We start from the raw sequence: 24,720 nt of genomic DNA, 5'->3' as shown, positions 1-24,720 counted from the left end.
GCCAATTTAAGCGAACAAGTGTACGCTGTAATTTTTACCCGACCGCCCCCAGGCCAACAGCCTGATTCTTTGCGGCTAAATGGTGTTAGGAGAATTTGAATGTACTTTATACTGCGACTGCTGGCTGTCGCGTTGTTTGCGATTTTCATGCTTGTATTCGGTTGTGGTTACTGCCTGTTCAGCCCGAGAAATCCAAAGCACGTTTATACTTTCGGCCGCATGTTCGGCAAGCTTTCTTCCCTGTTTGGTATCAAGCTTGACCTGCGCCAGTCTGAAGCATCAAAAGACGTTGGCACCTGTGTTTACATCGCTAACCACCAGAGCAACTGGGACTTGGTGACCGTATCAAATGCTGTTCGCCCGCGCGCAGTGACCGTAGGTAAGAAAAGCCTCGCATACATTCCTATTTTCGGCACCTTGTACTGGCTGACCGGTAACATCCTGATTGACCGCAACAACCGCAGTAAAGCAGTCGGTACTATTGGTCAGGTGGTTGACCAAATCAAAGACAATGACGTCTCTGTTTGGCTGTTCCCAGAAGGTACCCGTTCACGCGGCCGTGGTCTGTTGCCATTCAAAACCGGTGCGTTCCATGCAGCCATTGGTGCAGGCGTGCCTATCGTTCCTATCGTATGTAGCTCAACTAAGCACCTGAGTGCTTCACTTGGCGATAACGGACACATCATTGTAGAAGTGATGGATCCGATTTCTATCGAAGGCTATGACAAAGACAATGTGCGCGAATTGGCGAAGAAGTGTCATGACATCATGGCGGCCAAACTGGCAGAATTGGACGCAGAAGTAGCCGAGCTCAACAAGAAGTAATAGACTACTCAGTAATTGTGAAAACCAAAGGATACGCTGATGCGTATCCTTTTTGTGTTTTAAGAAGCCTCTGATTTGTAAGAGAAGTAAGACAGGTATGCTGAGAGATCAGGTTGTTCTGGTAACAGAAAATGGCGAGCCAACAGGGCTTGCCGAAAAACTGGCTGCGCACGAGCAAGGGCTTTTGCATCTGGCATTCTCGGTGATGATTTACCGGGAAACCCCGCATGGCCGTGAATACCTGCTCCAGCAAAGAGCAATGGGTAAGTATCACAGCGGTGGATTATGGACTAACACCTGCTGCTCGCACCCTATGCAAGGGGAGTCTTTTGAGGTTGCAGCGAAGCGTCGCTTGAATGAAGAACTTGGCATTGTTGCGCCGCTCAGTTTCGAGATGGGCGAATCCTTTTGCTACCGCGCTGAACTTGATAACAATCTGACTGAGCATGAGTTGGACCAAATCATTGTCTGTCAGGTAGATGATGTCTCCTTGGTTCCCAATCCTGATGAAGTGATGGACTGGCGCTGGTGGCCTCAGCAGGAAATGAGTGTTGCTATGGGTGAAAGGCCCGAGCAGTTTACGGCTTGGTTCCATGAGGTTGTCGACAAGATTGAAGTACAGTTGGCGGCTTAACTGCTTGCCGTGACAATAAAAAAGCGACCTTTTGGTCGCTTTTTTCATTCTCGTTCAATCAACGTCATCAGACTTAGAAAGATTATTTGCGTACCGCGATCGCTTCGATTTCGATACCCACATCTTTTGGCAGACGAGCGACTTCAACACAAGAGCGTGCTGGGTAGTGTTCTACACCATGCTCGTCGAAGAATTTGCCATATACCTCGTTAACAGTACCGAAGTCGTTCAGATCTTTTACGAATACGGTCAGTTTAACGATGTCGCTAACAGTCAGGCCTGAAGATTCAACAACCGCTTTCACGTTTTCCAGAGACTGGCGTGCTTGAACCGCGATGTCTGCTGACACTTCACCCGTGACTGGGTTCACTGGGATTTGGCCTGAAGTCAGTACCATGTTACCCAGATCGACGCCCTGAATGTATGGGCCAATTGCTGCTGGAGCGTGTTCAGTGTGAAGCACTTTAGTCATTTACCAATCCTTCATTCAATGTTTTTCGGTAGGGTGGTTAGTCTGCATGGCGACTCGCCTGACGTAAACCCAATTCCATCACATTTTATACCCGACACCATGTAATGTTCCGCTCATGGGCAAGAAAAGCCAGCGCAAAGGCTGGCTTTTTCAGTTCAAAGAAAACGATCAGTGGCTTTCTGTCATGATTTCGCGTGAGAACACCTTCTCACAGTATTTGCACTTAAGGTGGATATCATCAGCTTTCTCAATCACGTTGAAGCTGCTCTCAACGGCTTTTTCGTCGTGAGTGATGCAGTTGGAGTTAGGACAACGGAACACACCCAAGATGCTCTTAGGCAGCGTCAGCGGGATTTTCGCGACAACTTGGTAGTTCTCGATTTGGTTGACGGTCGCTTTAGGGGCGTAGAGTGCCAGTTGTTGTGCCTGTTCTTCGGACACGAAGATGTTTTCAATCTTGATCAGATCTTTCGCACCGAGTGCCGAGGAAGGCAGGTTCAAACCTACGGTCACGCGTTCGTTGGTTTTGTGTAGCTTAAACAGCTTCATGACCTTAAAGCCAACATTAGCAGGGATGTGGTCGATAACTGTGCCGTTCTTGATGGCTTCAACCTGTAATTTATGTTCTTTAACCATGTCGATTCTCCTGCCTTAAACGCTTCCGTTGATAACCAATGCCAGTAATGCCTGACGCGCATACACACCATTTTCCGCCTGCTCGAAGTAGTAGGCGTAAGGGGTTTTATCGACAGCGACCGTGATTTCATCTACGCGTGGCAGTGGGTGAAGCACCTTGAGGTTATCACGGGCATTGGCAAGCTGAGGGGTGTCGAGAATGAATGCCGCTTTGATGTGCTGGTACTCGGATTCGTCAAAGCGCTCTTTCTGAACTCGTGTCATGTAAAGGATGTCGAGTTCCGGCACAACGTCTTCAATGCTGGTGTGCAGGCTGTAAGGGATGCCTTGCTCGTCCAACTCTTCCAGAATGTAATCTGGCATCGCCAGTGCTTCCGGTGCAATGAAATAGAACTGGTTGTTATCGAACTTCGACAGTGCCTGAGTCAGAGAATGCACGGTACGGCCGTATTTCAGGTCACCGACCATGGCCACTTTCAGGTTGTCCAGACGCCCTTGGGTTTCGTAAATGCTGAAAAGGTCCAGCAGAGTTTGGGTTGGGTGTTGGTTAGCGCCATCGCCGCCATTAATCACTGGCACACCTTTGGAGAACTCTGAAGCCAGACGGGCAGCGCCTTCTTTCGGGTGACGCATCACGAACGCATCAACATAAGAAGAGATGACCTGTACCGAGTCAGACAAGGTTTCGCCTTTTTTACCTGAAGACGTATTTCCGCCATCCGGGAAGCCAATGACTGTGCCACCAAGACGCTGAACCGCGGTTTCGAAAGACAGGCGGGTGCGGGTTGATGCCTCGAAGAAGCAACTCGCGACTACCTTGTTCTTCAACACAGTAGGGTTCGGTTCCGCTTTCAGTTTGCCGGCAGTGTCAACGATAAGTTCCAGTTCTTCGCGGGACAACTCCGGGATGGAGATGATGTGTTTATTGTGCAGCGAGGTCGCCATGTCTTCTCTTCCCTTAACAGATTCCATGCGTTGGCTAGGTGAAAACAGCCAGTGCAACATGGTGGATGGTACATTTTGGTCAAAAAAAAGCCTCCCGATCAGGAGGCTTTTCTTGAGAATCCAGTAAAAACAAAAAAACGGTGCCAGTGCCGAGATTCGGCAGGTTTTAGCAGTCAGTTGTGTCGCTAATGTTGGCATTCCGATTCGTTTTTTTGACAAATTGCGAAGGATTATACGCCCATTTTTGTCCTGTGCAAGGCAGAGCCAATGACATCGTGTCGCCCTATAAAATAAAAAGCCGCGCAGGTGCGCGGCTTCATGGAGCGATGTAATAGGGTTAACTGCCCAGCGTGGCTACCATCACTGCTTTAATGGTGTGCATACGGTTTTCTGCTTCATCAAACACGATGGAGTATTCAGATTCGAATACGTCCTCGGTGACTTCGAGCCCTTTCATGCCGTATTTCTCTGCTACCTCTGCACCAATGGTGGTTTCATCATTATGGAATGCCGGCAGGCAGTGCATGAATTTGACGTCTGGATTACCTGTGGCTTTGATCATGCCCATATTGACTTGATAAGGCTTCATGATGGCAACACGTTCGTCCCAAGCTTCTTTAGATTCACCCATGGAAACCCACACGTCGGTGTAAAGGAAATCACAACCTTGAACGCCTTCTTCCACGCTTTCCGTCAGGGTAATTTGCGCACCGGTCTTAGCGGCAATCGCCTGACACTCTTCAACCAGCGCTTCTTCCGGCCAGAACTGACTTGGGGCAACCAGACGGATATCCATGCCCATCTTCGCTGCACCCACCATCAGGGAATTACCCATGTTGTTGCGTGCATCGCCAAGGTAAGCAAACTTCATTTCGGAAAGCTTTTTGCCCTGACCGTGCTCAAGCATGGTGAGGAAATCTGCCAGGATCTGGGTTGGATGGAATTCATCAGTTAGGCCATTCCAAACTGGAACACCTGCAAATTGGCCCAATTCTTCAACGATAGACTGGCCGAAACCGCGATATTGGATGCCGTCATACATACGGCCAAGAACACGCGCAGTGTCTTTCATCGACTCTTTGTGACCGATCTGCGAACCAGATGGACCGATATAGGAAACCTGTGCGCCTTGGTCAAAGGCGGCAACTTCGAAGGCACATCGCGTGCGGGTAGAAGCTTTCTCGAAGATCAGGGCAATGTTCTTGCCTTTCAGACGAGGCTGCTCATAGCCACCGTATTTAGCTTTCTTCAACTCTGCGGAGAGATCCAGCAGGTGCGCGATTTCTTTTGGCGTGAAATCCAGCAGCTTGAGAAAGTTCCGGTTACGCAGATTAAATGCCATGTTGAGGTCCCTTTCTAAAAATCCGTTTACTGCGATGTGACCTATACCCAAACAATCTGAAGATGCGCGCATTCAGAGGTCATCAATGCGTTCAATTCGAGGCAAATTTCACGAGGAATAGTCGTTCTATTTCCGTAGAATTTAACGAAGAAGTGGGCGCATTGAGGCCCTCCCTTCGGGCGAGTTGACTGACGCCGTGCTCTTTGTTGTTCCTTTTTGATGGAGGTGACTACACCTACAAAGGAACGCCGCGATCACGACGCCAGTCAAGCTCGCTGAATCCTGCATCTTTAGGTTGTTTGGGTATAAATTTATGTCACTTTGATATTAATCACGATTCTGACTTATTTGTGAGTATTAATTCAACCCCTTTGAATAAATATTTATTTGTGTTTGGTCGACATTTTCCCGGAGAAACGAAAAAAGCCACCTCGCAATGAGGTGGCTTGTTCGGTTAAGGAGAGTGGGAGAGTTCGGTTATCTTCTACAGCCCTTCGCGTTCGATAGGGCAGCTCATGCAGCGCGCACCGCCACGACCACGGCCAAGTTGGTCGCCCGGGATAGGCAGAACAGTGATGCCCGCTTTGTCGTATTTTTCATTGGTGTATACGTTGCCTTCATAACCAATCACTACACCTGGGCGCACGGTCAGCACATTGTTGGCATCGTTCCACTGTTCACGCTCTGCTTCAAAGCTGTCACCGCCGGTGGTGATGATATTGAGCTGAGGCAATTCCAGCGCTTTTTCGATGGCATTTAGGAAGTAGTCAGCTTCTTTCACTTCTACGTCACCATTGCCTTTGTTGATAAGACGCCAGCTTTGCAGGTCTCTACGCATTACTTGCGGATAAACAGAGAAAGTGTCGATGTCCATGTGAGTCATCACGGTATCCAAGTGCATGCAGGAGCGGTGCTTTGGCAGGTTAATCGCGATCACTTCTCTTGCCTGACCATTAGCAAACAAGCTGCGTGCCAGTGCCTCCACACCTTGTGGTGTCGTGCGCTCAGACATGCCCACCAGAACTGCACCGTTGCCGATAACCAGCACATCACCGCCTTCGACCATGGCATTGTCGTAGTCGCGCTGTTCATCGCCAAGGTAAGTGATGAAGTCCTGACCCGCAAACAGAGGATGCCAGCGGTAAATGGCGCGCAGGTGGTTGGTTTCACGCTGACGGGCAGGCATCGCCATTGGATTTAAGGACACACCACCATATACCCAGCATGAAGTGTCACGGGTAAACAAGTGGTTCGGCAGAGGGTCGATGATGAAATCCATACGTTCGTGCATTGCCTGCATCATCGACGCTGAATGGTTTGGAAAATCGATATAGCTCAAACCGCCAAGAAGGATGTGTGCCAGCTCTTCGTTACTAAGGCTTTTTAAATAGCTTCTCACATCATGCGCGAACTGGTGACCAAGACGGTATTCGCCCACCTGGGTGTTGAGCAACCAGGTTTTGGCTTCCGGCACTTCTAAAGTCTGGGCCAGAAGATCGTGCAATAACAGCACTTCAACACCCTGGTCACGCAGGGTCTGCGCGAATTGATCGTGCTCCTCTCCGGCACGTTCCACCGCAAGTACATCATCAAACAAGAGGTCTTTGTAGTTAGATGGTGTAAGGTGGTTTAGCGCTCTTTCTGGTCGGTGAAGCATCACACGCTTCAATTGACCGACTTCAGATCCCACATATAGCTGACTCATGATCGTTTCTCTCTTGAATTTTTATTAACCTCCACCGTTTTGCCTTGTCCGACATGAGATGCAAAGAGACGCTTTCTCTTGGTCATGTCAACGCGCAGCAGGAACGACGGGGAAAATGGAGATAAAGCGACAGAATTCTGTATTCGTGGCGTCGGATAGTAGAGACGCCTGAAAATTTGTCGTAAATCCATTTACCTTTTTGCATTAGGGCTAACCTTGGTTTGCTCGATCTTTGCGAGTGGGAAAGCCATCAACACATCTATCGGTGCTTATCTATGCGATAAAAATGCACACTATTCCATAATTCAGGGTTTTATTGGCGCAAGATTGGGTATTTTTAATTATATCCAGCATCTTGTGTTGTTGTTGCCCTGTTCTCAAATAATGACAACCTTGTTCGATAAGGTCAATTTTACTTTTAATTAACATGTGGGGAGTGTGGGAAATTGGCGTGGTAAACCATGCCAATCCATGCCATAGTTCTGCCGTTAATTAAGTGCCTGGAGTGATCTGATGTCTTACGCTGACATTATTGAAGAACAAAAAGCGGAAACCCGTGAAATCATTGAAGCCCTGCTAGAGGATGGCAGCGACCCTGATGCGCTATATACCATTGAGCACCACCTGTCTGCAGACAGCTTTGCAGAGCTGGAAGGCGCGGCAGTAGAAGCGTTCAAAATGGGCTTTGAAGTGCTGGAAGCGGAAGAGCTTGAACTGGAAGACGGCTCCACAGTGATCTGCTTTGATGCAGTGATGGAATCGGCACTGGATGCAGACCGCATTGACGAACAGGTCGAGAAACTGGTCAAGCTTGCTGAGAAATTCAGCATCGATTACGACGGTTGGGGCACTTACTTTGAGTCGGACGAAGAAGACGCCGAGGAAGAGGGTGAACTGGAAGAAGACGGTTAATTGTCTTTGCCGAAAAGAAAGCCGGAGCGTTAAAGACCCCGGCTTTTTTGTGTCTGGTAATTGGTGACTTACAGTTTTTTCAGCATCGCGACTTCGCAGTCTGTATGTCCGGTGTTACCAAGTGGCTCATCAAGATGTTCAAAGCCGAGCGATTCATAGAGACTAACGGCTTCTTTCAGACAGGCAGTCGTTTCAAGATAACAAGCGTGATAACCCTGATGTCGCGCAAATTTCATGGCCATTGCCGCGAGTCTTCTTGCAAAGCCTCGGCCACGTAGTTCAGGACGGAAATACATTTTCTGCAATTCGCATACACCCTCTTCACCGGGCAAAGATGCAACGCCGCCACCACCTAAAATTTTTCCGTTCTGCTCGACTACCCAATAAGCAGCATTATCCGCTTTGTAGCTTTCACTTAGTGCATCTAGTGTCGGGTCTGCCACGCTGTAGCCTTTGTCAGCAGTCAGGCCATATTCTGCTGATACTTTGCGAATAACAGTAGCTATAGCTGCGTTATCAGCAGGCTCTAACAAGCGAAGGGTGAATCCTTTCTGGTACTCGCTCTGCTCCATTGCCCGGTTGTAGCGGTGCAGTGATGTGGAAAGGGATTCAATTTCGTCGGTATCCAGCTGCTCCAGATACAGGGCGATTTGCTGATTGATACCGAAATGATGCTCATCCAGTCGCTCTTTGCCTACATCAGAAAGAGAATAGCGCGGCAGATTACTTTCATGGTCGATAGAGGAAGCAACATTGTCATTGTTGATGAGAATTGCCAGCGTTCGGTTGGCATTGGCGACATCAATATTTAGGCGTTCAGAAAGCTGCTCAGCAGTCAGAGGTTCCTGCTCAAGCTCAATCATGACGTGACATTGCACTGTGGTCAGCCCAGCTGTGCCGTAAATATTGTCCAACAATCCGCGATGGCGAAGTAGTTGGCGGACGAGCGATCTGATTTCAACCGGACCTGTAGTCATTGTGTCTCCATTTTACACCGAATGTGTCACTTTCCTTTGTGGCTTACTGTCTCTTGGTTAAGCAGGCAACTCGAAGGTCATTGCTCCGTTTTACACAAAATAAAGCCTCTTGATTCGCATTTACTCAATTTGGCGATGAGCCTATTGAGCTTAATCATTATTATGGCGAAACCATAATAAAACAGTTGGCAAAGGATTGACCATGGAAAACAAAATGACATTTCACGGCACGGGCCGTGAGTTTTTTGGCATTTGGATTGTAAATATTGTGCTGAGTGTTCTTACGCTGGGGATTTATTCAGCGTGGGCAAAAGTGCGGACAAAAAAATACTTCTATGGAAACACTGAACTAGCGGGTGATCGCTTTGATTATCATGCCACACCAAAACAAATCCTGATCGGGCGAGTGATTGCGGTCACGGCGCTTGTCATCTGGATTATAGTTGGTCAGTTTTTTCCGCTGTTTTCGGGCGTTCTATTTTTGGCTGGTCTTCTGGTATTGCCTTGGCTCGCGAGAAACAACGCCCGTTTTGATGCGCGCATGACCAGTTATCGAAACGTACGGCTCAACTTTACAGGCTCTTTGCTTGGGGCGTATGCGGCTATTCTTGGTCGTGGTGCGTTGATTGTCTTAATGTTTATTGCACTGGTGGCGTTTGCCACTACCCAAACGAATGGCTTTGTGATCTTTGTCTTTATTCTGGGCGGATTCATAGCAGGATTTGTTATGTTTGCTTGGTTGATGAAAGGTATCGCAAATTACTTTGCTAATGGCTATGGATACGGAAGACTTTCCTTTCAAGCTGAATTATCTACTGGGGCTTACGTTCGGATCTATTTGGGCGCTCTGCTATTGGGATTCTTGGTGTCCATCGGCACCGGTATTTTGTCCGCGGTTGTGGTTGCGATTGCTGAGTTCTTCTTTATTATGCCGCTGGCATTGAGTGATATAGATATTGAAAGTATCTCAATATCTGACCTAGGTGGTGTACTCAATTTAGCCTCCGTCATTATCCTTACTTACGCAACCATGTTTGCGTCTTTTCTCGTTGTAAGTGCATACGTTGTTTCTCGTACTCGAAATCATGTGTTTAGTCGCATGCAAGTTGGTGACACGGGAGACTACCGCCTGAAATCTGAGATGCGGGCTCGTGACTATGCATGGCTGGTTGTGAGTAACTTTTTCCTTCAGGTGTTTACACTGGGTCTCGCTCGTCCTTGGGTGAAAGTGCGTACTACCCGTTATTTGTTGTCTGTGACTACAATTCACGGCGATCTTGATGCGTTAAGCGTTTACGAAGATGAAAATGGTGCGAAGTCTGCAGTAGGTGATGAAATGTCACAGGTCTTCGACTTAGATATCGGGATAAACTGATGGTGAAAGGGACAGCGTTTGCGGCAGGTGAGTCAGGTAAGCATGAGGCTGAGCTCTTTGTCATGGGTGAGACCAAAGCGATACTGAGATTCGACGGTAAAACCATTGAATGCCGTTTGGATGAAGTCTCCCGCTCTGAGCGCATTGGTAATCTTCCCTTGCAGCTTCGTTTTCCAGAGGGTGAGCTCTTTATTGCGAATGATGAAGCTGACTTGCCCTACTCTTTTCAGGCTAAAAAGCGAGGATGGCTGACACGCCTTGAGAGTAGTAAAACGGCAATTCTTTCTTCCATTGCGGCTGCGCTGCTGTTTATGGTGGCCTTTTTCTATATTGGCTTGCCTGGGATCAGTAAAGGAATAACCCAGCTTTTACCGGATGAAATTCCGATGGCGGTGGGTGAGCATGTGATGTCTCAGCTCGATGAAAGAATGTTTACTGCTTCCGAACTGGATACCGAACGCCAGCAAGCGCTAAATCAGCGTTTTGATGAGCTGGTTGAAATACTACCGCCGATGCCTGTCAAACCTAAACTGGTGCTCCGCAATTGGAAACAAGGACCGAATGCATTTGCTTTAAGTGATGGCACTGTGGTGCTGCTCGATCCGCTGGTGAATCTGGCAGAGAATGACGCGCAGTTAGAAAGTGTAATACTCCATGAGCTTGGACATGTTTATCACCAGCACGTGATGATAGGGTTGGTGCGATCAACCCTGATTTCAGTCTCCGTAGCCGTGATCACTGGTGAAAGCACTGGTGTTATCGACATGATGACAGGCTTGGGTGTACTTGCGGCAACGGCTGGGTATTCAAGGGCAGATGAGGAAGAGTCCGATCAGTTCGCGGCTAAATACCTCAGTACTTTTTATGGAGATGCCAGTGCTCAGGCGGAAATGTTTACTTTGCTTGGCGAAGCACATCAGTCTGGTGGAATGTCTCAGTGGCTGAGCTCTCACCCAGATACACAAAGCCGCATTGAGGCAGCAAACAGTTTCCAGACAGAATGATAAAAGGGCAGTTCACGCTGCCCTTTTTTTGTTTCCAGACATGTTCTCTATCAAGCTGCCATAGGGTGCTGGCGTTGCATCATGCTCAGGCGTTCTTTCTTCTGCCATACACGTTCATGGAAGTAGTAAGCCATGGTATTGATACAAGGTTCAATCATTGCCATCACACTGCCAATCAGTACATCACCCGTCAGCAGGTAAGCCACACCAAACGCAACGCTGAAATGTACAACAGCGAAACTTGCTGTTTTACGGCCTGGATGGTTTGTTGCCAGACGCTTCAGTAATTTGTTGTCCCACGCTTTTTCGTGGAAGTAGAACGCGACCGTATTGACCATAGGCTTTACCATGGCAATCAAACTACCCAGCAGAATATCGCCAGTCAGGATATACGCGACTGTAAACGCAACGGTAAAGTGAATCACAGCAAAACTTAAGGTCTTTTTCATAACAGTTTCCTCATTCGGTACGACCTCATTATTGCAAATAATTCTCATTTGTAAATGGGTTTTCTGTCAATGATTTTGATAGGTTTAGACTATCGGAAGTTTCGAGGTTAGCGAGAACGAGAACAATGAAGGAATAAGAAAGCGCTGAGAGTGAGCCCTGGCTCCAGATGCTGAACCAGGGCAATAGGAAGTCTTTAGGCGACTGCCTGCTCTTTTAGAGCAAGAGTGAATGCATCCAAAGTAAGAGGTTTGTAGAACAAGTAACCTTGTGCCAGCTCCAACCCGGCAGCAACCGCGGAAACAAGTTGTTCCTCTGTCTCTAGCCCTTCAATCAACACCTGTTTTTTCATGCCTTTAAGCATATTGACCATACCACCAAGCAGGCGTTCTGAGCGGTCGCATTTGTTAAGCCCCCAGGTAAAGATGCGGTCTATTTTTATAACAGAAACCGGTAAATCGAGCAGATAGCCGAACGAAGAATAGCCTGAGCCAAAATCATCAAGATGTAATGTCCAACCTTGTTCATGCAGCTTGGTAATATTTGCCTTTGAGCCTTCCCCCTGCACAAAACAACCTTCGGTGATCTCCAGTGATACTCGGCTTTTGTCTATGCCATATTGCTGCAAGATGCCGTCGAGAATCGGAAGCAACTCTCGTCTGTTCAGAGAAAGAGGGGAGATGTTGATAGCGATCTCTGGCAGTTCAGGTTGATTTGCCAATACTTTACAAGCTGACCGAAACACAAAAGTGTCGAGTTCGAAACTGAGTCCCGCGGCCTCTGCTATTGGGACAAATACACCCGGGGACACCTCCCCCAATTCTTCATGGTTCCACCGCAGTAAGGCTTCAGCCCCAATAATGCGATTATTAATGAGGTTGACCTTAGGTTGGAAAACCAGATAAAGCTGTTCTTCAGATAGGTCCTGACGCAGTTTGTTGATCAGGTTCAGCCTCTCGTTGCAGGCTTTTTCCATATCATCATCAAAGATGAGTGTGGCACCACGACGTTTGGATTTCGCTTGTTTTAGTGCCATTTCGGCGCGTCTTAATGCGACTTCTATGTTGCTGAGGTTTCCATCCTCCTGCACGCTAAAAATGCCGGATGTCACACCAAGGTAGAAGGTGCCGCCATCTCCCATCTCAAAACAGGTGTCTTGAAGGGTTTGAAGTACATTCAGCAATGAGGCTTCGCCTAGTTCTGTGGCGACAGCAAAAGCATCACTGTGCAGTCGGCTGACGACGCTATTGGCTGGGAGGTTTTGTTTTAAGGCATTACCGAACACTTTGAGTACTTTATTGCCGTAGTCAAAGCCCAGCGATTCATTGATCTGGTGAAAATCATCAATATCAATCATTGCGAGGGTGAGGCGGCCTGCCTGCTTCAAAAGTGATGGCGCTTGTGAATCAACAAACCCGAGGCGGCTGTGAAGACCGGTAATTTCGTCGATAAAGGCGGCATCAAAAAGCTGATTGACGAATTTAGTATTCTCCAAACCGAGTGCGACGTTCTGGATGAATACAGACAATAGCTCTGGATCAAGCTGCTCTAACACATTGGTTTTATCAGTTAAAATGTAGATCACCGCTTTCCAGAGACTTGGCGTATCCATATACAGGGCGATGTTCCCGCCATTGATCACATTGCGACCTTCCTGAAAGGCTTGCTTGATAACACTATGTGAGGTTTTATCGAGGGCCACACTGTCGAGATTTTTACCAAATGCTTGTTGGTACTTTTGACTGGTAGCCACAACAATGTGTTCGTCTTCATGCCGCTTGCTGGTGGCATGAAAGTAGATCTTCTCCAGTTGTTGAGGGGGGTTTAGCGGTCGGCTGGACACGCAAAAAATACCTTCAGAATGAATGTCGAACAGTACATTGATTTGCTCCAACACACCTTCAGTAAAACTAGCAAGAGAGCGCTCCTGGAATCGGTTTGCTGCAGAGTCGACGATCTTTCTTAATCCATCGCGACTTCTTTGGATTGAATACAGGTTCTTGTATGAGCGGATGGAGGTACAAAGGGTACTAAATAACTTGGTTCGTGTGAGCTCATTCTTTGTCTTGTAGTCATTTATTTCGAAGTTCTCAATCACAGACTCTTCAGGGGCATAACCGGGCTGGCCAGTGCGCAGAACAATTTGCGTGGCGTGGTTGCCAAGCTCGTTTCGGATATAACTCGCGAGCTGTAACCCTGCATCTTCGGTTTCCATCACCACATCAAGCAGTACTACTGCAGTGTCTGGGTTTTCTTCTAGGAGCTTTTGTCCTTCTTTGCCCGAGTATGCATGAATGAATACGAGTGGATAGCCCATGATGGTGACGTTGTTTAATGCTAAGATGGTGGCCTGATGCATAGAGGCTTCGTCATCAATGATGGCGACCTTCCAGCTCCGGCTTATGGCTACTTTTTGTTGGGAAGACGCTGAAGAGTCGTCGATAATATTGATTTTAAAGTCGCTCATTGTCCACCTTCTGTTGTTTAATCGATCCCGGAATCGAGATGTCGAATACGGCACCGTTATCGTTGTAAACTTTAATGTCTCCTTGCAGCATATTGACGACGATGCTGTAGACGATATGCATGCCCATCCCTGAACCGCCTTTGCCTAGCCGGGTGGTGTAGAATGGTTCAAAGATTCGTTTAATCCCTTCCTCAGAAAGCCCTTTACCTGAGTCCCGGTAGAGCCAACGTATGTGACTATTTTCTCTCGTCAGTGTCAGGGATATTTTACCTTTTTCATCATTGTCAAAACCATGAAGAATCGAGTTGTTGAAAAGGTTGGTAAATACTTGCCCAATCGGTCCTGGATAGCTGTTCATCATCAGTTCTTCATCAATATGAAGCTCGAATTGGATAGGGCGATTTTTGATTTGGTGATGAAGGGTGCTATACACCTCTTGCATCAGCGTGCCCAACTCAAACTCGCGTAATTGTTCGCTGGTCTGATCGTTGGCTACCTGTTTGAAACTGTTGATTAGCTCAGATGCTCTTTGTAGTGAGCGGTTGAGGACGCTGAACGCATCTCTACCGTGAGATTCAAAACTCTCGAGCTCTCCCCGGCGTATCTCACCGGTGTTGAGTTTTTCCAGAAATGCCAGATGTTCGGCTTCCAGGGTGCTTGCCATGGTCACTGAAATACCAAGCGGCGTATTTATTTCGTGAGAAACCCCTGCTACTAGGCTGCCAAGGGAAGAAAGCTTCTCTGTCTCAATGAGCTTATCCTGCGCTGACTTGAGGTTTTCAAGCATCTCAGTGAGCTGTTCTTTATCTCTCTTTAGCGCTTCTTTCTGATTGGCATTTTCTATCTGCAGTTGGTCGAGTTTTGACAGGGCAACCTGGAAGTTTTTGAGGCTTAGGGTAATTCGCCCCAGCTCATTGTCTTCAACGTGCTTAAAAGTGATATTGCGATGACCCAGATGCAGTGCCTGAATAGCCGTGTTGATTTTCTCCAGCGGCCTGAACAGTGAACGTTGGAAGAAGAGGACAATAAATGCCAGTAAAACAGTCGCAAATATAGTGACGAATATCAGTAGATACATGGACTTATTAGCTATGTTGCGTAGCCCATGAGATTCCTCAATCAATAGGCTATCCGACTGGTCAGCCATTTTGTTGAGTAGTGTCTTCATGTCCAGAAATATGCCTCGCTCCAACGCAATAACCGCTTTTAGTGCACGTTGTCGGGCTGTGTTGTCATGGTGTTTGAAAACGTTATTGGCAATTCCGAAAAATCTGGCAAAGTGCCATTCAATGCGCCTTAGCTGCTCGAGAATACTGGGGTCGCTCGTTACATCAGAAATTGACTTCATGTAGTACTTGAATTCTTCTGCATTGGCGATGAAGCGTTTTTCAGCTAATGGGTAACCAAGTAGATAAATATCTAAATCAGATACCATGTCCTGCATTTCATCGAGTAACTCTAGATCGTATCTATTTAACGGAGCGAAGTCGCTATGGAAAGCCTGTAGGTTGCTCTGGTTGTTTATTAAGGTTTGGAGCTTATCTAGAAGCACTTCAAGTGGTTGACTTGTTGAGTTGATGAGAGAGCGGGCGCGCTGCTCTGCTGTAGGGTCGAATACGTTAAAGACACCTTGTTGCGAAAGTGACAGAAAGGCTTGGTGTAGTTTGCGCAACTCTGCAATATCCTGGCTTATCGCCTCATCTTTCGAGACACTGAGAGCCCGTTTGTGTTTGACGAACGTCTCCAGATGTTCAAGAAAGGCTGCGTGACCCTCCTCATCTTCCTCTTCTACATACCGCATTAGATTGAACAGCATTTCGCTAAGCTCATCCACCATGTGTATGGTGTTGATGGTATTGGGAAGTGCCTTATCTAACAGCGCATCAGTACTGCTTCGGGTATTAAGCGCGACCCAAACAGTCAGAGATGACACGGTGAGTAAGAGAACCGTTAGTGTTATCAGACTGAGGTGCAGCCTGAATGCGATTGAATTCATTTCTATGTTTCATTGGTTGCAGGATGGCGTTCTATAAAGCGTAGTAATGGAATTCGATGTGAATGTTAAAGTTGCTCACCAATTGCGGCGCATGTCACTTCCATGCGTCGAATTGTTGATAGATTTAACAGTGTTGGTGGGTGGTGAGAGAAAAAAGACAGGCCTTCCGGTAGAAGGCCTGTTTGTAAGCACAAGTGAAGCGATGAGATTACAGTGCAGCGATAACTGCTTTCTGCTCTTCCAGCTTAGTCAGGGTTTCTGCGTAGCCATCTAGCTTCGCACGCTCAGCAGCGACAACTGCTTCCGGTGCTTTCGCCACAAAACCTTGGTTATTCAGCTTGCCTTCAACGCGTTTGATCTCGCCCTGAGTCTTGGCAATTTCTTTGTCCAGACGAGCCAGTTCGGCGTCTTTGTCAATCAGACCTGCCATTGGGATCATGAGGGTAGATTTACCAACCAGTGCGGTTGCACATGCCGGTGTTTCTTCGTCTGCTTCCAGAATGCGGATGCCTTCCAGCTTCGCCAGTGACATTAGAACCTGCTTGCTTGCTTCAACACGAATAGCATCTTTCTCGTCAGCGGCTTTCAGCATCACATCCATAGGTTTGCTCGGTGCGATGTCATATTCAGCACGCAGGTTACGGATGGCAGTGATGAAACCTTTCACCCACTCGATATCGGTCAGTGCTGCTTCATCGAACTGTGCTTCGTCATACTGTGGCAGTGCCTGCAGCATGATGGTGTCACCTTCAACGCCGCTAACCAGCGGTTTCACGCTCTGCCAGATAGATTCTGTGATGTAAGGAACAACCGGGTGGGCCAGACGCAGTGTCTTCTCAAGCACGGTGATCAGCGTGTGACGGGTCGCGCGCTGTTGTGCTTCAGTGCCTTTCCACAGAACGGGTTTGGTAAGCTCTAGGTACCAGTCACAGAATTGGTTCCAGATGAATTCGTACAGGGTGTTCGATGCCATATCCAGACGGTAGTTTTCGATATGCGCGTTGAACTCTTTCGCTGCCAGTTGGAATTGAGATTCGATCCACTTGTCAGCCAGTGAGAACTCCATCTCACCGCCTTGCATGCCGCAATCCTGATTTTCTGTGTTCATCAGCACGTAACGGCTTGCGTTCCAGAGCTTGTTACAGAAGTTACGGTAACCCTCAAGACGCTTCATGTCCCAGTTGATGTCACGACCTGTTGAAGCCATGGCAGCCAGAGTGAAGCGCAGTGCGTCAGTACCGTAGGCTTCGATTCCGTTTTCGAACGTCTTACGGGTGTTCTTTTCGATCTTCGCTGCCAGTTGTGGCTGCATCATGTTACCAGTACGTTTTTCTACCAGTGACTCGAGATCGATGCCGTCGATCATGTCGATCGGGTCCAGAACGTTACCTTTAGACTTCGACATTTTGTCGCCGTTTTCGTCACGGATCAGACCCGTTACGTAAACCGTCTTGAATGGCACTTGTGGTTTGCCATCTTCATCTTTCATGAAGTGCATGGTCATCATGATCATGCGCGCAACCCAGAAGAAGATGATGTCGAAACCGGTTACCAGTACGTCAGTTGGGTGGAAGGTTTTCAGTTCTGGCGTTTCTTGTGGCCAGCCCAGTGTACCGAATGTCCACAGTGCAGATGAGAACCAGGTATCCAGAACGTCATCGTCCTGACGTAGAACAACAACGGGTGCAAGACCGTTCTTCTCGCGCACTTCTTCTTCTGTACGACCTACGTAAACGTTGCCGTCGTTGTCATACCAAGCAGGAATGCGGTGACCCCACCACAGTTGACGGGAGATACACCAGTCTTGAATGTCACGCATCCAAGAGAAGTACATGTTCTCGTATTGCTTAGGCACGAATTGGATATCACCGTTTTCAACTGCTTCAACCGCAGGCTGAGCCAGCGTCGCAGTGCGAACGTACCATTGGTCAGTCAGCATTGGTTCGATAACCACGCCACCACGGTCGCCGTAAGGGACAGTCAGGTCGTGATCTTTGATTTCGTCCAGCAGGCCTAGCGCTTCAAACTCAGCAACGATGGCTTTACGTGCAGCGAAACGCTCAATGCCACGGTATTTCTCTGGCAGGTCAGTGCTGTAAACATCGCTCGCTTCGCCGTTGGTATTGAACACCTCGGCTGCGTCGCGGATGTCTGCGTTGAACGTCAGGATGTTGATCATTGGCAACTGGTGACGCTTACCAACTTCGTAGTCATTGAAGTCATGCGCAGGGGTGATCTTCACACAACCTGTGCCTTTCTCCATGTCTGCGTGTTCGTCGCCCACGATTGGAATGCGGCGGTCAACGATTGGCAGGATGATTTCTTTACCGATCAGATCTTTGTAACGAGGATCTTCTGGGTTAACAGCTACACCGGTATCGCCCAGCATAGTTTCTGGGCGGGTAGTTGCAACCACGATGTAGTCTTTACCGTCAGCGGTTTTTACGCCGTCAGCCAGTGGGTAACGGAAGTGCCACATGTGGCCTTTCACGTCTTTGTTTTCTACTTCCAGATCGGAAATAGCCGTGTGCAGTTTAGGGTCCCAGTTAACCAGGCGCTTACCGCGGTAAATAAGGTCATCTTCGTAAAGGCGTACGAATACCTCCTGAACCGCAGCGTAGAAACCGTCGTCCATGGTGAAGCGCTCACGATCCCAGTCTACAGATGCGCCCAAACGACGCAGCTGCTTGGTGATTGTGCCACCGGATTCGCCTTTCCACTCCCAGATCTTGTCGATGAAAGCGTCTCGGCCATAGTCGTGCTTGGTTTTGCTTTCTTCTGCAGCGATCTTACGCTCAACAACCATTTGGGTCGCGATACCTGCGTGGTCAGTACCGACCTGCCACAGGGTGTTTTTGCCTTTCATGCGCTCGCAGCGGATCAGGGTATCCATAATGGTGTCTTGGAACGCATGGCCCATGTGCAGGCTGCCCGTGACGTTGGGTGGTGGGATCATGATGCTGTATGCAGCTTTTGACGTGTCACCGTGAGGCTTGAAGTAGCCAGCCTCTTCCCAGCGCTGGTACAGCGCCTTTTCAATTGATGTTGGGTTGTATGTCTTTTCCATAGCGCTCTTGATGGACTGATTTAATAGGACATTTCTTCAATGGCGAGAGTACGCATTTGACGCCCCGCCATGCGGTAAATTTTGTAGCGTTCCCGAGCCTGTTGCTTGGGAGCTTCTTCGCAAGGCACGAAGTCTACCACTTGTGCAAAGGAAGGCGCAAAAGTTGCTGCTTCTTGCGCCAGATTTATTAGCACTTGGCGGTGGCCAGCATGGCGTACACCCGGCCAACCAATTTCAACCTGTGCACCACCACGGGGACCTTCGCCAACGAGGTTATGAGGCACAAAGTACTCTGCGGTTTGCTGGAAGAGCAATTCATCAATCGCTTCGGCTTGGTTTTTGTCTTCAGCCATAATGAATGCCTTCATGCCTTGCTGACAAAAAAGGGCAGAGAGCTGGCTAACCTTTTCCAACATTTGTTGTGTTGGTTGGCCTTGCGATTCATCCAGTATGTAGAAGGTCGCCATGCCTGTCATCGAATTCCCTCTTTAGCCATTGGGCGGTGTTGATAACGCCACTGTGTTCTGCTCAGTGTGCGGTGAGTTGTTCACTCACGCAACAAAAAGCAGCAACAAAAAAGGAGGCCTCGGCCTCCTTTATCTCTTTGTGCAGTTTTATTCTGCGACTTCAAGGCCAGAACGGTTCAGAAGGAACTGGACCAGCAATGGAACAGGACGGCCTGTCGCGCCTTTGTTCTGTCCGCCTTTGAACGAAGTTCCTGCTACATCAAGGTGCGCCCAGTTGTACTTCTTCGCAAAGCGCGAAAGGAAACAACCCGCAGTAATGGTGCCGCCACCTGGACCGCCGATGTTCGCCATGTCAGCAAACGGGCTCTTCAGTTGGTCTTGGTATTCTTCAGTCATCGGCAGGCGCCAAGCACGGTCACCCGCTTGCTCAGATGCATTCACAATTTCGTGTGCCAGTGGGTTGTGATTTGAAATCAGGCCGCTGATGTGATGGCTCAGTGCCACGATACATGCGCCCGTCAGAGTTGCCACGTCAATCACACACTCTGGCTCGTAACGCTCAACATATGTGAGGGCGTCACAAAGTACCAGGCGGCCTTCTGCGTCTGTGTTCAGCACTTCAACAGTTTGGCCAGACATGGTGGTCACGATGTCGCCTGGACGGTAAGCATTGCCATCAGGCATGTTTTCACAACCAGCTAGAATACCCACCACATTGATTGGAAGGTCCAGTTTCGCCAGAGATTTCATTGCACCGAATACAGATGCTGCGCCACACATGTCGTATTTCATTTCGTCCATGTTGGCAGGCGGCTTCAGTGAAATACCGCCAGCATCGAACGTCAGACCTTTACCAACCAGAATGATTGGCTTGGCATCTGGGTCTGGGTGACCTTTGTACTCCATGATTGACATCATAGATTCGTTTCTAGAGCCTTGACCAACCGCCAGGTAAGAAGTCATGCCAAGCTCTTTCATTTCTTGCTCGCCAATGATCTTGGTGCTGACTTTTTCAAAGTCATCCGCCAGACGGCGTGCTTGCGAAGCAAGGTATGCTGGGTTTGCAACGTTTGGTGGCATGTTGCCAAGGTCTTTACATGCGTTCACACCGGAAGCAACCGCCAGGCCGTGTGCAATCGCACGTTCACCCAAATTCAGTTCACGGCGTGTTGGTACGTTGAATACCAGTTTCCGCAGCGGACGGCGGGTTTCTGGCTTCACGCTCTTGAACTGGTTGAAGGTGTAGAGGCTGTCTTTGGTGCTCTCAACCGCTTGGCGTACTTTCCAGTATGTATCGCGGCCTTTCACGTGCAGCTCAGTCAGGAAGCAAACGGCTTCCATTGAGCCCGTTTCGTTCAGCGTGTTGATGGTGTTTTTGATGATTTCTTTGTATTGGCGTTCACCGAGTTCACGCTCTTTACCACAACCAACCAGAAGCACACGCTCAGACAGCACATTAGGAACGTGGTGCAATAGCAGCATCTGGCCAGGCTTTCCTTCGAGGTCACCACGGCGCAGCAGGCTACTGATGTAACCGTCGCTGATTTTATCAAGTTGTTCTGCCACTGGTGACAGGCGGCGTGGTTCAAACACACCTACAACGATACATGCACTGCGCTGTTTCTCGGGACTCCCGCTTTTTACACTGAACTCCATGCGTACTCCTACATCCTAAAGACAAGTGAGGCTAAATGTTGGATAATGCCCGCTTTATCGGAACTCGAAACTGTGTTCGACGTAAATTTCATTAAGCAGGCCAACACTTGGCCGAAAGATTAAAAAATAACTAATTTACCGAAAAACTATAGCGATTCGAGTAAAAAAACAAGTTTTCTAAAGGTAAAACGCCGTGATTATTGTTCGGTATTTGATCCGAGAAACAGTGAAAACGCAACTTGCGGTGCTGTTTGTGCTATTTCTGGTCTTTTTTAGCCAGAAATTTATTCGAGTGCTGGCTAACGCTACAGATGGCTCAATTCCGGGCAGCGATGTGTTAACTCTTGTCGGTTTGTACATGCCGTCGATGGGTATGCTAATGCTGCCGCTCAGCCTCTATATAGGTATTTTGATCACTTTTGGGCGTTTGTACGCAGAAAGTGAAATTACAGTAATGAATGCGACAGGTATCGGGAACAAATTTCTGATCCGGGCCGCACTTTATTTAGCTGTGATTACTGGCACTGTTGCTGCGTTCAATGCGTTATGGCTAACACCATGGGCAAATGATAAAGAAGTCAAAGTAATGGAAAGTCTTGAGGCCGATACGGGCCTTGAGCTTTTGGTGCAGGGACAAATCCAAACTACGCCTGATGGACAGGCAGTGGTTTTTGTCAGTGAAATCACTGGAGACGGTAAAGATCTCCACAAAGTGTTTATTGCACAGCCAGTACCACGAGGTACCTTGCGGCCCAACGTTGTCGTAGCGGATAAAGGCTATATCTCTGAATTACCAGATGGACGTCAGGTTCTCGATCTGAATAACGGTATGCGCTACGAAGGTGTGCCAACCCTGCTCGATTACACAGTGACAGATTATGAGAACTATCAGGTGCTCATTGGTCAGCGTGAAGTGCGCCAGAAACACCGAGATTGGGATGCCGTTCCGACCCAATCGCTGATCAACGAGCCGTCGGCCCGCGCTCAGGCTGAACTTCAGTGGCGTATCTCTCTGGTGCTGTGTATCCCGCTGATGACCATGATTGTAGTGCCGCTTTCAGCTGTGAACCCGCGTCAGGGACGTTTCGCGAAACTCTTCCCAGCGGTATTAATTTATCTGGCTTACTTCCTTTCTATCAGTGCGGCTAAATCCGCAATAGAGGAGGGCAAGTTGCCACCGGAGATCGGTCTTTGGAGTGTGAACATTTTGGCTTTGCTGGTGGCATTAATGTTGATCAGTTGGGACAGCCTACCAATGCGTAAACTGAAATACCGACTGAGGAGAGCGGCTTAATGTTTAAGATCCTCGACCTTTATATAGGCCGCACCATTATCGCTACAACAACCTTGTGTCTTGCAACACTGGTTGGTCTGTCCGCCATCATCAAGTTTGTTGAGCAGCTGCGTTCAGTGGGTGAAGGGACCTTCACCATGATGACGGCGATTCAGTACGTGTTACTCAGTATGCCGCGCGATATTGAAATGTTCTTCCCAATGGCTGTGCTTTTGGGTGCCTTGATTGGACTGGGCACGCTGGCTTCAAGCTCTGAGCTTGTGGTGATGCAAGCGGCGGGCTTTTCCAAGTTGGATATCGGCCTGTCGGTACTAAAAACCGCCATGCCTTTGATGCTGGTGGTACTGGCGCTGGGGCAGTGGGGGGCGCCTGACGCTCAGAAAGCTGCACGTGAACTTCGTGCTTTTGCCAAATCTGGTGGTAACGTGATGTCGGTGAGAACCGGCGTGTGGGCAAAAGACGGCTCAGACTTCATCTATATTGCACGCACTGATCAAAAAGAGTCACTGACGGGTGTGAATATCTGGAAGTTCGATGATACCCAGAATCTGCAAGCTCAGGTGTTCGCAGAGCAAGCTAAATATCTGGATAAAGACAGCTGGATGCTGGAGAAAGTGACAGTGACGCACTTCGATGGCCCAGTGAAGATCAGTGAAACCAAAGAAGCAGAGCTGGCATGGAAAACCACACTGACACCGGAGAAGCTCGCGATTGTGACGGTGAAGCCTGAAGAGTTGTCGCTCAGCGGTGTCTTCAGTTATGTGGATTACCTGAAAGCATCAGAGCAAGATGCTTCCCGCTATGAGCTGGCTTTATGGCGTAAGGCACTTCAGCCATTATCGATTGGTGTCATGATGCTGTTGGCGCTGAGCTTTGTCTTCGGACCCTTGCGTTCGGTGACCATGGGGGCGAGGGTGTTGTCGGGGGTGATTTTCGGTTTCGCTTTCTATATATCTAATGAAGTTTTTGGCCCGATGACACTGGTCTATAAGCTACCGCCATTTGTTGGTGCGGTGGCGCCGAGTTTGGCTTTTATCGGTGTTACGCTTTATCTATTAAACCGAAAGCTCTGATAAAAGACGATATCAGATTGGAAAACGAAAGAGGGAGCCTATTGGCTCCCTCTTTATTGTCTGCATTCGAACGAACTATTTAATCGTATCGACCTTAATCACCTGACTATTCGAGAAGTGATCCTGAAACGCACGATTGTTGCGGTCAAACAGAGCCAGCAGGTTACCGATACCTAAGCAAGAAGTCGCCATTCGGATCAGTGCTTGCGTAAAGGTGATATTCCCACCGAACTCACTGACGACTTTAAGCTTCCATGCTTTCATTCCAACTGTCTGTCCTGCTCGGGTCCAGAAGTAACCATAAAAGCCAGCTGCAATAGCAAACACATAGATAGTAAAGAAAGGACTGACTGCCGGGTTGCGTGTCAGATAATCGCTGACATCTTCATAGCCATCAATGGAAAGTCCCAGCTGCACAGCGATAGCCACGGCACCGACGACTAATGCGATTGCCAACATCTCCACAGCGATGAGTACGAGAAAGTCATAAAGCCAGGCGCCGAAGCGGCGGAAAAAACTAGCGCCCTTGGGCACGCTGTACTGTGTCGATGATTGAGCCATTGTTCTGTCCTAGAAATGAGTACAGTGTGTAGTTTACCAGCCTAATCGATAGTGTTGAATGCGTAAAAATAAGGCAGATAGCGCGCGTTTATAGCACTGTGGTGAAAAAAGAACCGATCGAGAAGGTTTTGTGAATTATAGGCTTGCTTCAACCCATTGCTTGCGTATAATTGCTCGCACTTGCCCGGGTGGCGAAATTGGTAGACGCAGCGGATTCAAAATCCGCCGGTGGTGACACTGTGCCGGTTCAAGTCCGGCCCCGGGCACCAATTTCCGGAAAAGCCCCAGTCGAAAGACTGGGGCTTTTTTCGTTTTATACTTTTCTATTGTTACTCCAAAAAAATCCTCTTTATTACGTTCCCTGACTCTAATCTCCATTTAATGATGCTTTGCTCCCTACCACTTTCATCCTAAATACCAGTGACAAGAAAAAGCTCAATGATTATTGGGCTCATCAGCGACTTCTTAAACACAATCTCTACTATGTATAGGGATGAAGGTGTGCTTCATTTCATTTTTCTTTGCACTTTTAGGGTGAAAGTTGTTGGATAAATACTCATTTTTGCAGTTTTTGCTGGCTTTGTGACCATTTGAGCTGATTTCTGAAAATTATTTGGTTTTTGCTATTGCCAATGAAAGTGAACTCTCTATAATGCGCCACATCGACACGGCAAGCGGCTCGCAGAGCAAGCTACCAAGTCAACGTTCTTTAACAATTTGACCAATGCAATCTGTGTGGGCACTCGTGATTGATAGACAAAAGATTTATCGATGTTTACTGAGTGACCAAACGAAAACTCTACGGAGTTATCGGCACAGTCAATTCGTTCTGCTCTTTCTTTACTTTGTAGAGAGGGGTTAGAAC

At 48.3% G+C, this 24,720-nt stretch carries 20 protein-coding genes and 1 tRNA gene; 8 read left to right on the top strand and 13 right to left on the bottom strand.

From position 1 onward, the window contains the following. Window positions 1-99: 99 nt before the first annotated feature. Together K6Q96_RS14660 and idi are read left to right on the top strand one after the other, a co-directional pair. Window positions 100-825: a 1-acylglycerol-3-phosphate O-acyltransferase gene (locus tag K6Q96_RS14660; RefSeq protein WP_251876615.1), complete on the top strand. Its 726-nt coding sequence runs from the start codon at window positions 100-102 to the stop codon at window positions 823-825. 97 nt (window positions 826-922) lie between these two features. After that, window positions 923-1,459: an isopentenyl-diphosphate Delta-isomerase gene (idi, locus tag K6Q96_RS14655; RefSeq protein ID WP_251876614.1), complete on the top strand. Its 537-nt coding sequence runs from the start codon at window positions 923-925 to the stop codon at window positions 1,457-1,459. Window positions 1,460-1,541: 82 nt separating this feature from the next. Here idi and K6Q96_RS14650 read toward each other — a convergent pair whose 3' ends face one another. From K6Q96_RS14650 to arcA, 5 genes are all read right to left on the bottom strand, one after another. Next, the gene (locus K6Q96_RS14650) at window positions 1,542-1,931 is read right to left on the bottom strand and encodes a RidA family protein (RefSeq protein ID WP_046304083.1); all 390 of its coding nucleotides are present in this window, start codon (window positions 1,929-1,931) and stop codon (window positions 1,542-1,544) included. A gap of 168 nt (window positions 1,932-2,099) precedes the next feature. Next, entirely contained in the window at window positions 2,100-2,567 is a 468-nt protein-coding gene (gene pyrI, locus K6Q96_RS14645) for an aspartate carbamoyltransferase regulatory subunit (protein ID WP_251876613.1), read from the bottom strand. A 15-nt stretch (window positions 2,568-2,582) separates the two neighbouring features. After that, complete coding sequence (gene pyrB / locus K6Q96_RS14640) at window positions 2,583-3,512, bottom strand: aspartate carbamoyltransferase (RefSeq protein WP_046307058.1); 930 nt, start codon at window positions 3,510-3,512, stop codon at window positions 2,583-2,585. A 337-nt stretch (window positions 3,513-3,849) separates the two neighbouring features. Next, the gene (gene argF / locus K6Q96_RS14635) at window positions 3,850-4,854 is read right to left on the bottom strand and encodes an ornithine carbamoyltransferase (RefSeq protein WP_251876612.1); all 1,005 of its coding nucleotides are present in this window, start codon (window positions 4,852-4,854) and stop codon (window positions 3,850-3,852) included. A 484-nt stretch (window positions 4,855-5,338) separates the two neighbouring features. Next, on the bottom strand, window positions 5,339-6,559 hold the full coding sequence (gene arcA / locus K6Q96_RS14630; protein WP_251876611.1) for an arginine deiminase: 1,221 nt from the start codon (window positions 6,557-6,559) through the stop codon (window positions 5,339-5,341). Window positions 6,560-7,072: 513 nt separating this feature from the next. On the opposite strand from arcA, the gene rraB reads away from it, so the two are divergent. Next, window positions 7,073-7,471 (top strand): ribonuclease E inhibitor RraB, encoded by a 399-nt coding sequence (gene rraB, locus K6Q96_RS14625; RefSeq protein WP_251876610.1) that lies wholly within the window; start codon window positions 7,073-7,075, stop codon window positions 7,469-7,471. Window positions 7,472-7,539: 68 nt separating this feature from the next. Here rraB and K6Q96_RS14620 read toward each other — a convergent pair whose 3' ends face one another. Next, window positions 7,540-8,448 (bottom strand): bifunctional helix-turn-helix transcriptional regulator/GNAT family N-acetyltransferase, encoded by a 909-nt coding sequence (locus tag K6Q96_RS14620; protein WP_251876609.1) that lies wholly within the window; start codon window positions 8,446-8,448, stop codon window positions 7,540-7,542. Window positions 8,449-8,650: 202 nt separating this feature from the next. Between K6Q96_RS14620 and K6Q96_RS14615 the strand changes: the two genes are divergently transcribed. Further along, the gene (locus K6Q96_RS14615) at window positions 8,651-9,823 is read left to right on the top strand and encodes a YjgN family protein (RefSeq protein ID WP_251876608.1); all 1,173 of its coding nucleotides are present in this window, start codon (window positions 8,651-8,653) and stop codon (window positions 9,821-9,823) included. Further along, window positions 9,823-10,827, top strand: coding sequence for a M48 family metallopeptidase (locus K6Q96_RS14610; RefSeq protein ID WP_251876607.1), 1,005 nt, complete (start codon window positions 9,823-9,825; stop codon window positions 10,825-10,827). Before K6Q96_RS14615 ends, K6Q96_RS14610 begins: the two co-directional genes overlap by 1 nt. A gap of 50 nt (window positions 10,828-10,877) precedes the next feature. On the opposite strand, the gene K6Q96_RS14605 is transcribed toward K6Q96_RS14610, so the two are convergent. The 6 genes from K6Q96_RS14605 to pepA form a co-directional block, all read right to left on the bottom strand. Then, window positions 10,878-11,276, bottom strand: coding sequence for a DUF2061 domain-containing protein (locus K6Q96_RS14605; RefSeq protein ID WP_251876606.1), 399 nt, complete (start codon window positions 11,274-11,276; stop codon window positions 10,878-10,880). A gap of 194 nt (window positions 11,277-11,470) precedes the next feature. Further along, on the bottom strand, window positions 11,471-13,741 hold the full coding sequence (locus K6Q96_RS14600; protein WP_251876605.1) for a bifunctional diguanylate cyclase/phosphodiesterase: 2,271 nt from the start codon (window positions 13,739-13,741) through the stop codon (window positions 11,471-11,473). Continuing rightward, the gene (locus tag K6Q96_RS14595; RefSeq protein ID WP_251876604.1) at window positions 13,728-15,737 is read right to left on the bottom strand and encodes a sensor histidine kinase; all 2,010 of its coding nucleotides are present in this window, start codon (window positions 15,735-15,737) and stop codon (window positions 13,728-13,730) included. The genes K6Q96_RS14600 and K6Q96_RS14595 overlap by 14 nt, the downstream gene beginning before the upstream one ends. Window positions 15,738-15,945: 208 nt before the next feature. Beyond that, window positions 15,946-18,804 carry a valine--tRNA ligase gene (locus K6Q96_RS14590; protein WP_251876603.1) on the bottom strand — a complete coding sequence of 953 codons (2,859 nt, stop codon included), beginning with the start codon at window positions 18,802-18,804 and terminating at the stop codon, window positions 15,946-15,948. Between the two features lie 20 nt (window positions 18,805-18,824). Beyond that, window positions 18,825-19,280 (bottom strand): DNA polymerase III subunit chi, encoded by a 456-nt coding sequence (locus tag K6Q96_RS14585; protein ID WP_251876602.1) that lies wholly within the window; start codon window positions 19,278-19,280, stop codon window positions 18,825-18,827. A 138-nt stretch (window positions 19,281-19,418) separates the two neighbouring features. Beyond that, window positions 19,419-20,927, bottom strand: a complete 1,509-nt coding sequence (gene pepA, locus K6Q96_RS14580) for a leucyl aminopeptidase (RefSeq protein WP_251876601.1) — start codon at window positions 20,925-20,927, stop codon at window positions 19,419-19,421. A gap of 193 nt (window positions 20,928-21,120) precedes the next feature. On the opposite strand from pepA, the gene lptF reads away from it, so the two are divergent. Next, window positions 21,121-22,221: an LPS export ABC transporter permease LptF gene (gene lptF / locus K6Q96_RS14575; RefSeq protein WP_251876600.1), complete on the top strand. Its 1,101-nt coding sequence runs from the start codon at window positions 21,121-21,123 to the stop codon at window positions 22,219-22,221. Next, the gene (gene lptG, locus K6Q96_RS14570; protein WP_251876599.1) at window positions 22,221-23,294 is read left to right on the top strand and encodes an LPS export ABC transporter permease LptG; all 1,074 of its coding nucleotides are present in this window, start codon (window positions 22,221-22,223) and stop codon (window positions 23,292-23,294) included. Before lptF ends, lptG begins: the two co-directional genes overlap by 1 nt. Window positions 23,295-23,369: 75 nt before the next feature. Here lptG and K6Q96_RS14565 read toward each other — a convergent pair whose 3' ends face one another. After that, window positions 23,370-23,855: an RDD family protein gene (locus K6Q96_RS14565; protein WP_062666341.1), complete on the bottom strand. Its 486-nt coding sequence runs from the start codon at window positions 23,853-23,855 to the stop codon at window positions 23,370-23,372. Between the two features lie 182 nt (window positions 23,856-24,037). Between K6Q96_RS14565 and K6Q96_RS14560 the strand changes: the two genes are divergently transcribed. Continuing rightward, window positions 24,038-24,124 (top strand) — tRNA-Leu (locus tag K6Q96_RS14560). Window positions 24,125-24,720 lie beyond the last annotated feature (596 nt).

The sequence above is a fragment of the Grimontia kaedaensis genome, assembly GCF_023746615.1.
GTDB lineage: Bacteria > Pseudomonadota > Gammaproteobacteria > Enterobacterales > Vibrionaceae > Enterovibrio > Enterovibrio kaedaensis.
This window is presented reverse-complemented; position numbering and strand designations above follow the sequence as displayed.

Coding starts and splice junctions, on each gene's coding strand:
- K6Q96_RS14660 (WP_251876615.1), top strand. CDS start 100: ATGTACTTTATACTGCGACTGCTGGCTGTCGCGTTGTTTGCGATTTTC.
- idi (WP_251876614.1), top strand. CDS start 923: ATGCTGAGAGATCAGGTTGTTCTGGTAACAGAAAATGGCGAGCCAACA.
- K6Q96_RS14650 (WP_046304083.1), bottom strand. CDS start 1,931: ATGACTAAAGTGCTTCACACTGAACACGCTCCAGCAGCAATTGGCCCA.
- pyrI (WP_251876613.1), bottom strand. CDS start 2,567: ATGGTTAAAGAACATAAATTACAGGTTGAAGCCATCAAGAACGGCACA.
- pyrB (WP_046307058.1), bottom strand. CDS start 3,512: ATGGCGACCTCGCTGCACAATAAACACATCATCTCCATCCCGGAGTTG.
- argF (WP_251876612.1), bottom strand. CDS start 4,854: ATGGCATTTAATCTGCGTAACCGGAACTTTCTCAAGCTGCTGGATTTC.
- arcA (WP_251876611.1), bottom strand. CDS start 6,559: ATGAGTCAGCTATATGTGGGATCTGAAGTCGGTCAATTGAAGCGTGTG.
- rraB (WP_251876610.1), top strand. CDS start 7,073: ATGTCTTACGCTGACATTATTGAAGAACAAAAAGCGGAAACCCGTGAA.
- K6Q96_RS14620 (WP_251876609.1), bottom strand. CDS start 8,448: ATGACTACAGGTCCGGTTGAAATCAGATCGCTCGTCCGCCAACTACTT.
- K6Q96_RS14615 (WP_251876608.1), top strand. CDS start 8,651: ATGGAAAACAAAATGACATTTCACGGCACGGGCCGTGAGTTTTTTGGC.
- K6Q96_RS14610 (WP_251876607.1), top strand. CDS start 9,823: ATGGTGAAAGGGACAGCGTTTGCGGCAGGTGAGTCAGGTAAGCATGAG.
- K6Q96_RS14605 (WP_251876606.1), bottom strand. CDS start 11,276: ATGAAAAAGACCTTAAGTTTTGCTGTGATTCACTTTACCGTTGCGTTT.
- K6Q96_RS14600 (WP_251876605.1), bottom strand. CDS start 13,741: ATGAGCGACTTTAAAATCAATATTATCGACGACTCTTCAGCGTCTTCC.
- K6Q96_RS14595 (WP_251876604.1), bottom strand. CDS start 15,737: ATGAATTCAATCGCATTCAGGCTGCACCTCAGTCTGATAACACTAACG.
- K6Q96_RS14590 (WP_251876603.1), bottom strand. CDS start 18,804: ATGGAAAAGACATACAACCCAACATCAATTGAAAAGGCGCTGTACCAG.
- K6Q96_RS14585 (WP_251876602.1), bottom strand. CDS start 19,280: ATGACAGGCATGGCGACCTTCTACATACTGGATGAATCGCAAGGCCAA.
- pepA (WP_251876601.1), bottom strand. CDS start 20,927: ATGGAGTTCAGTGTAAAAAGCGGGAGTCCCGAGAAACAGCGCAGTGCA.
- lptG (WP_251876599.1), top strand. CDS start 22,221: ATGTTTAAGATCCTCGACCTTTATATAGGCCGCACCATTATCGCTACA.
- K6Q96_RS14565 (WP_062666341.1), bottom strand. CDS start 23,855: ATGGCTCAATCATCGACACAGTACAGCGTGCCCAAGGGCGCTAGTTTT.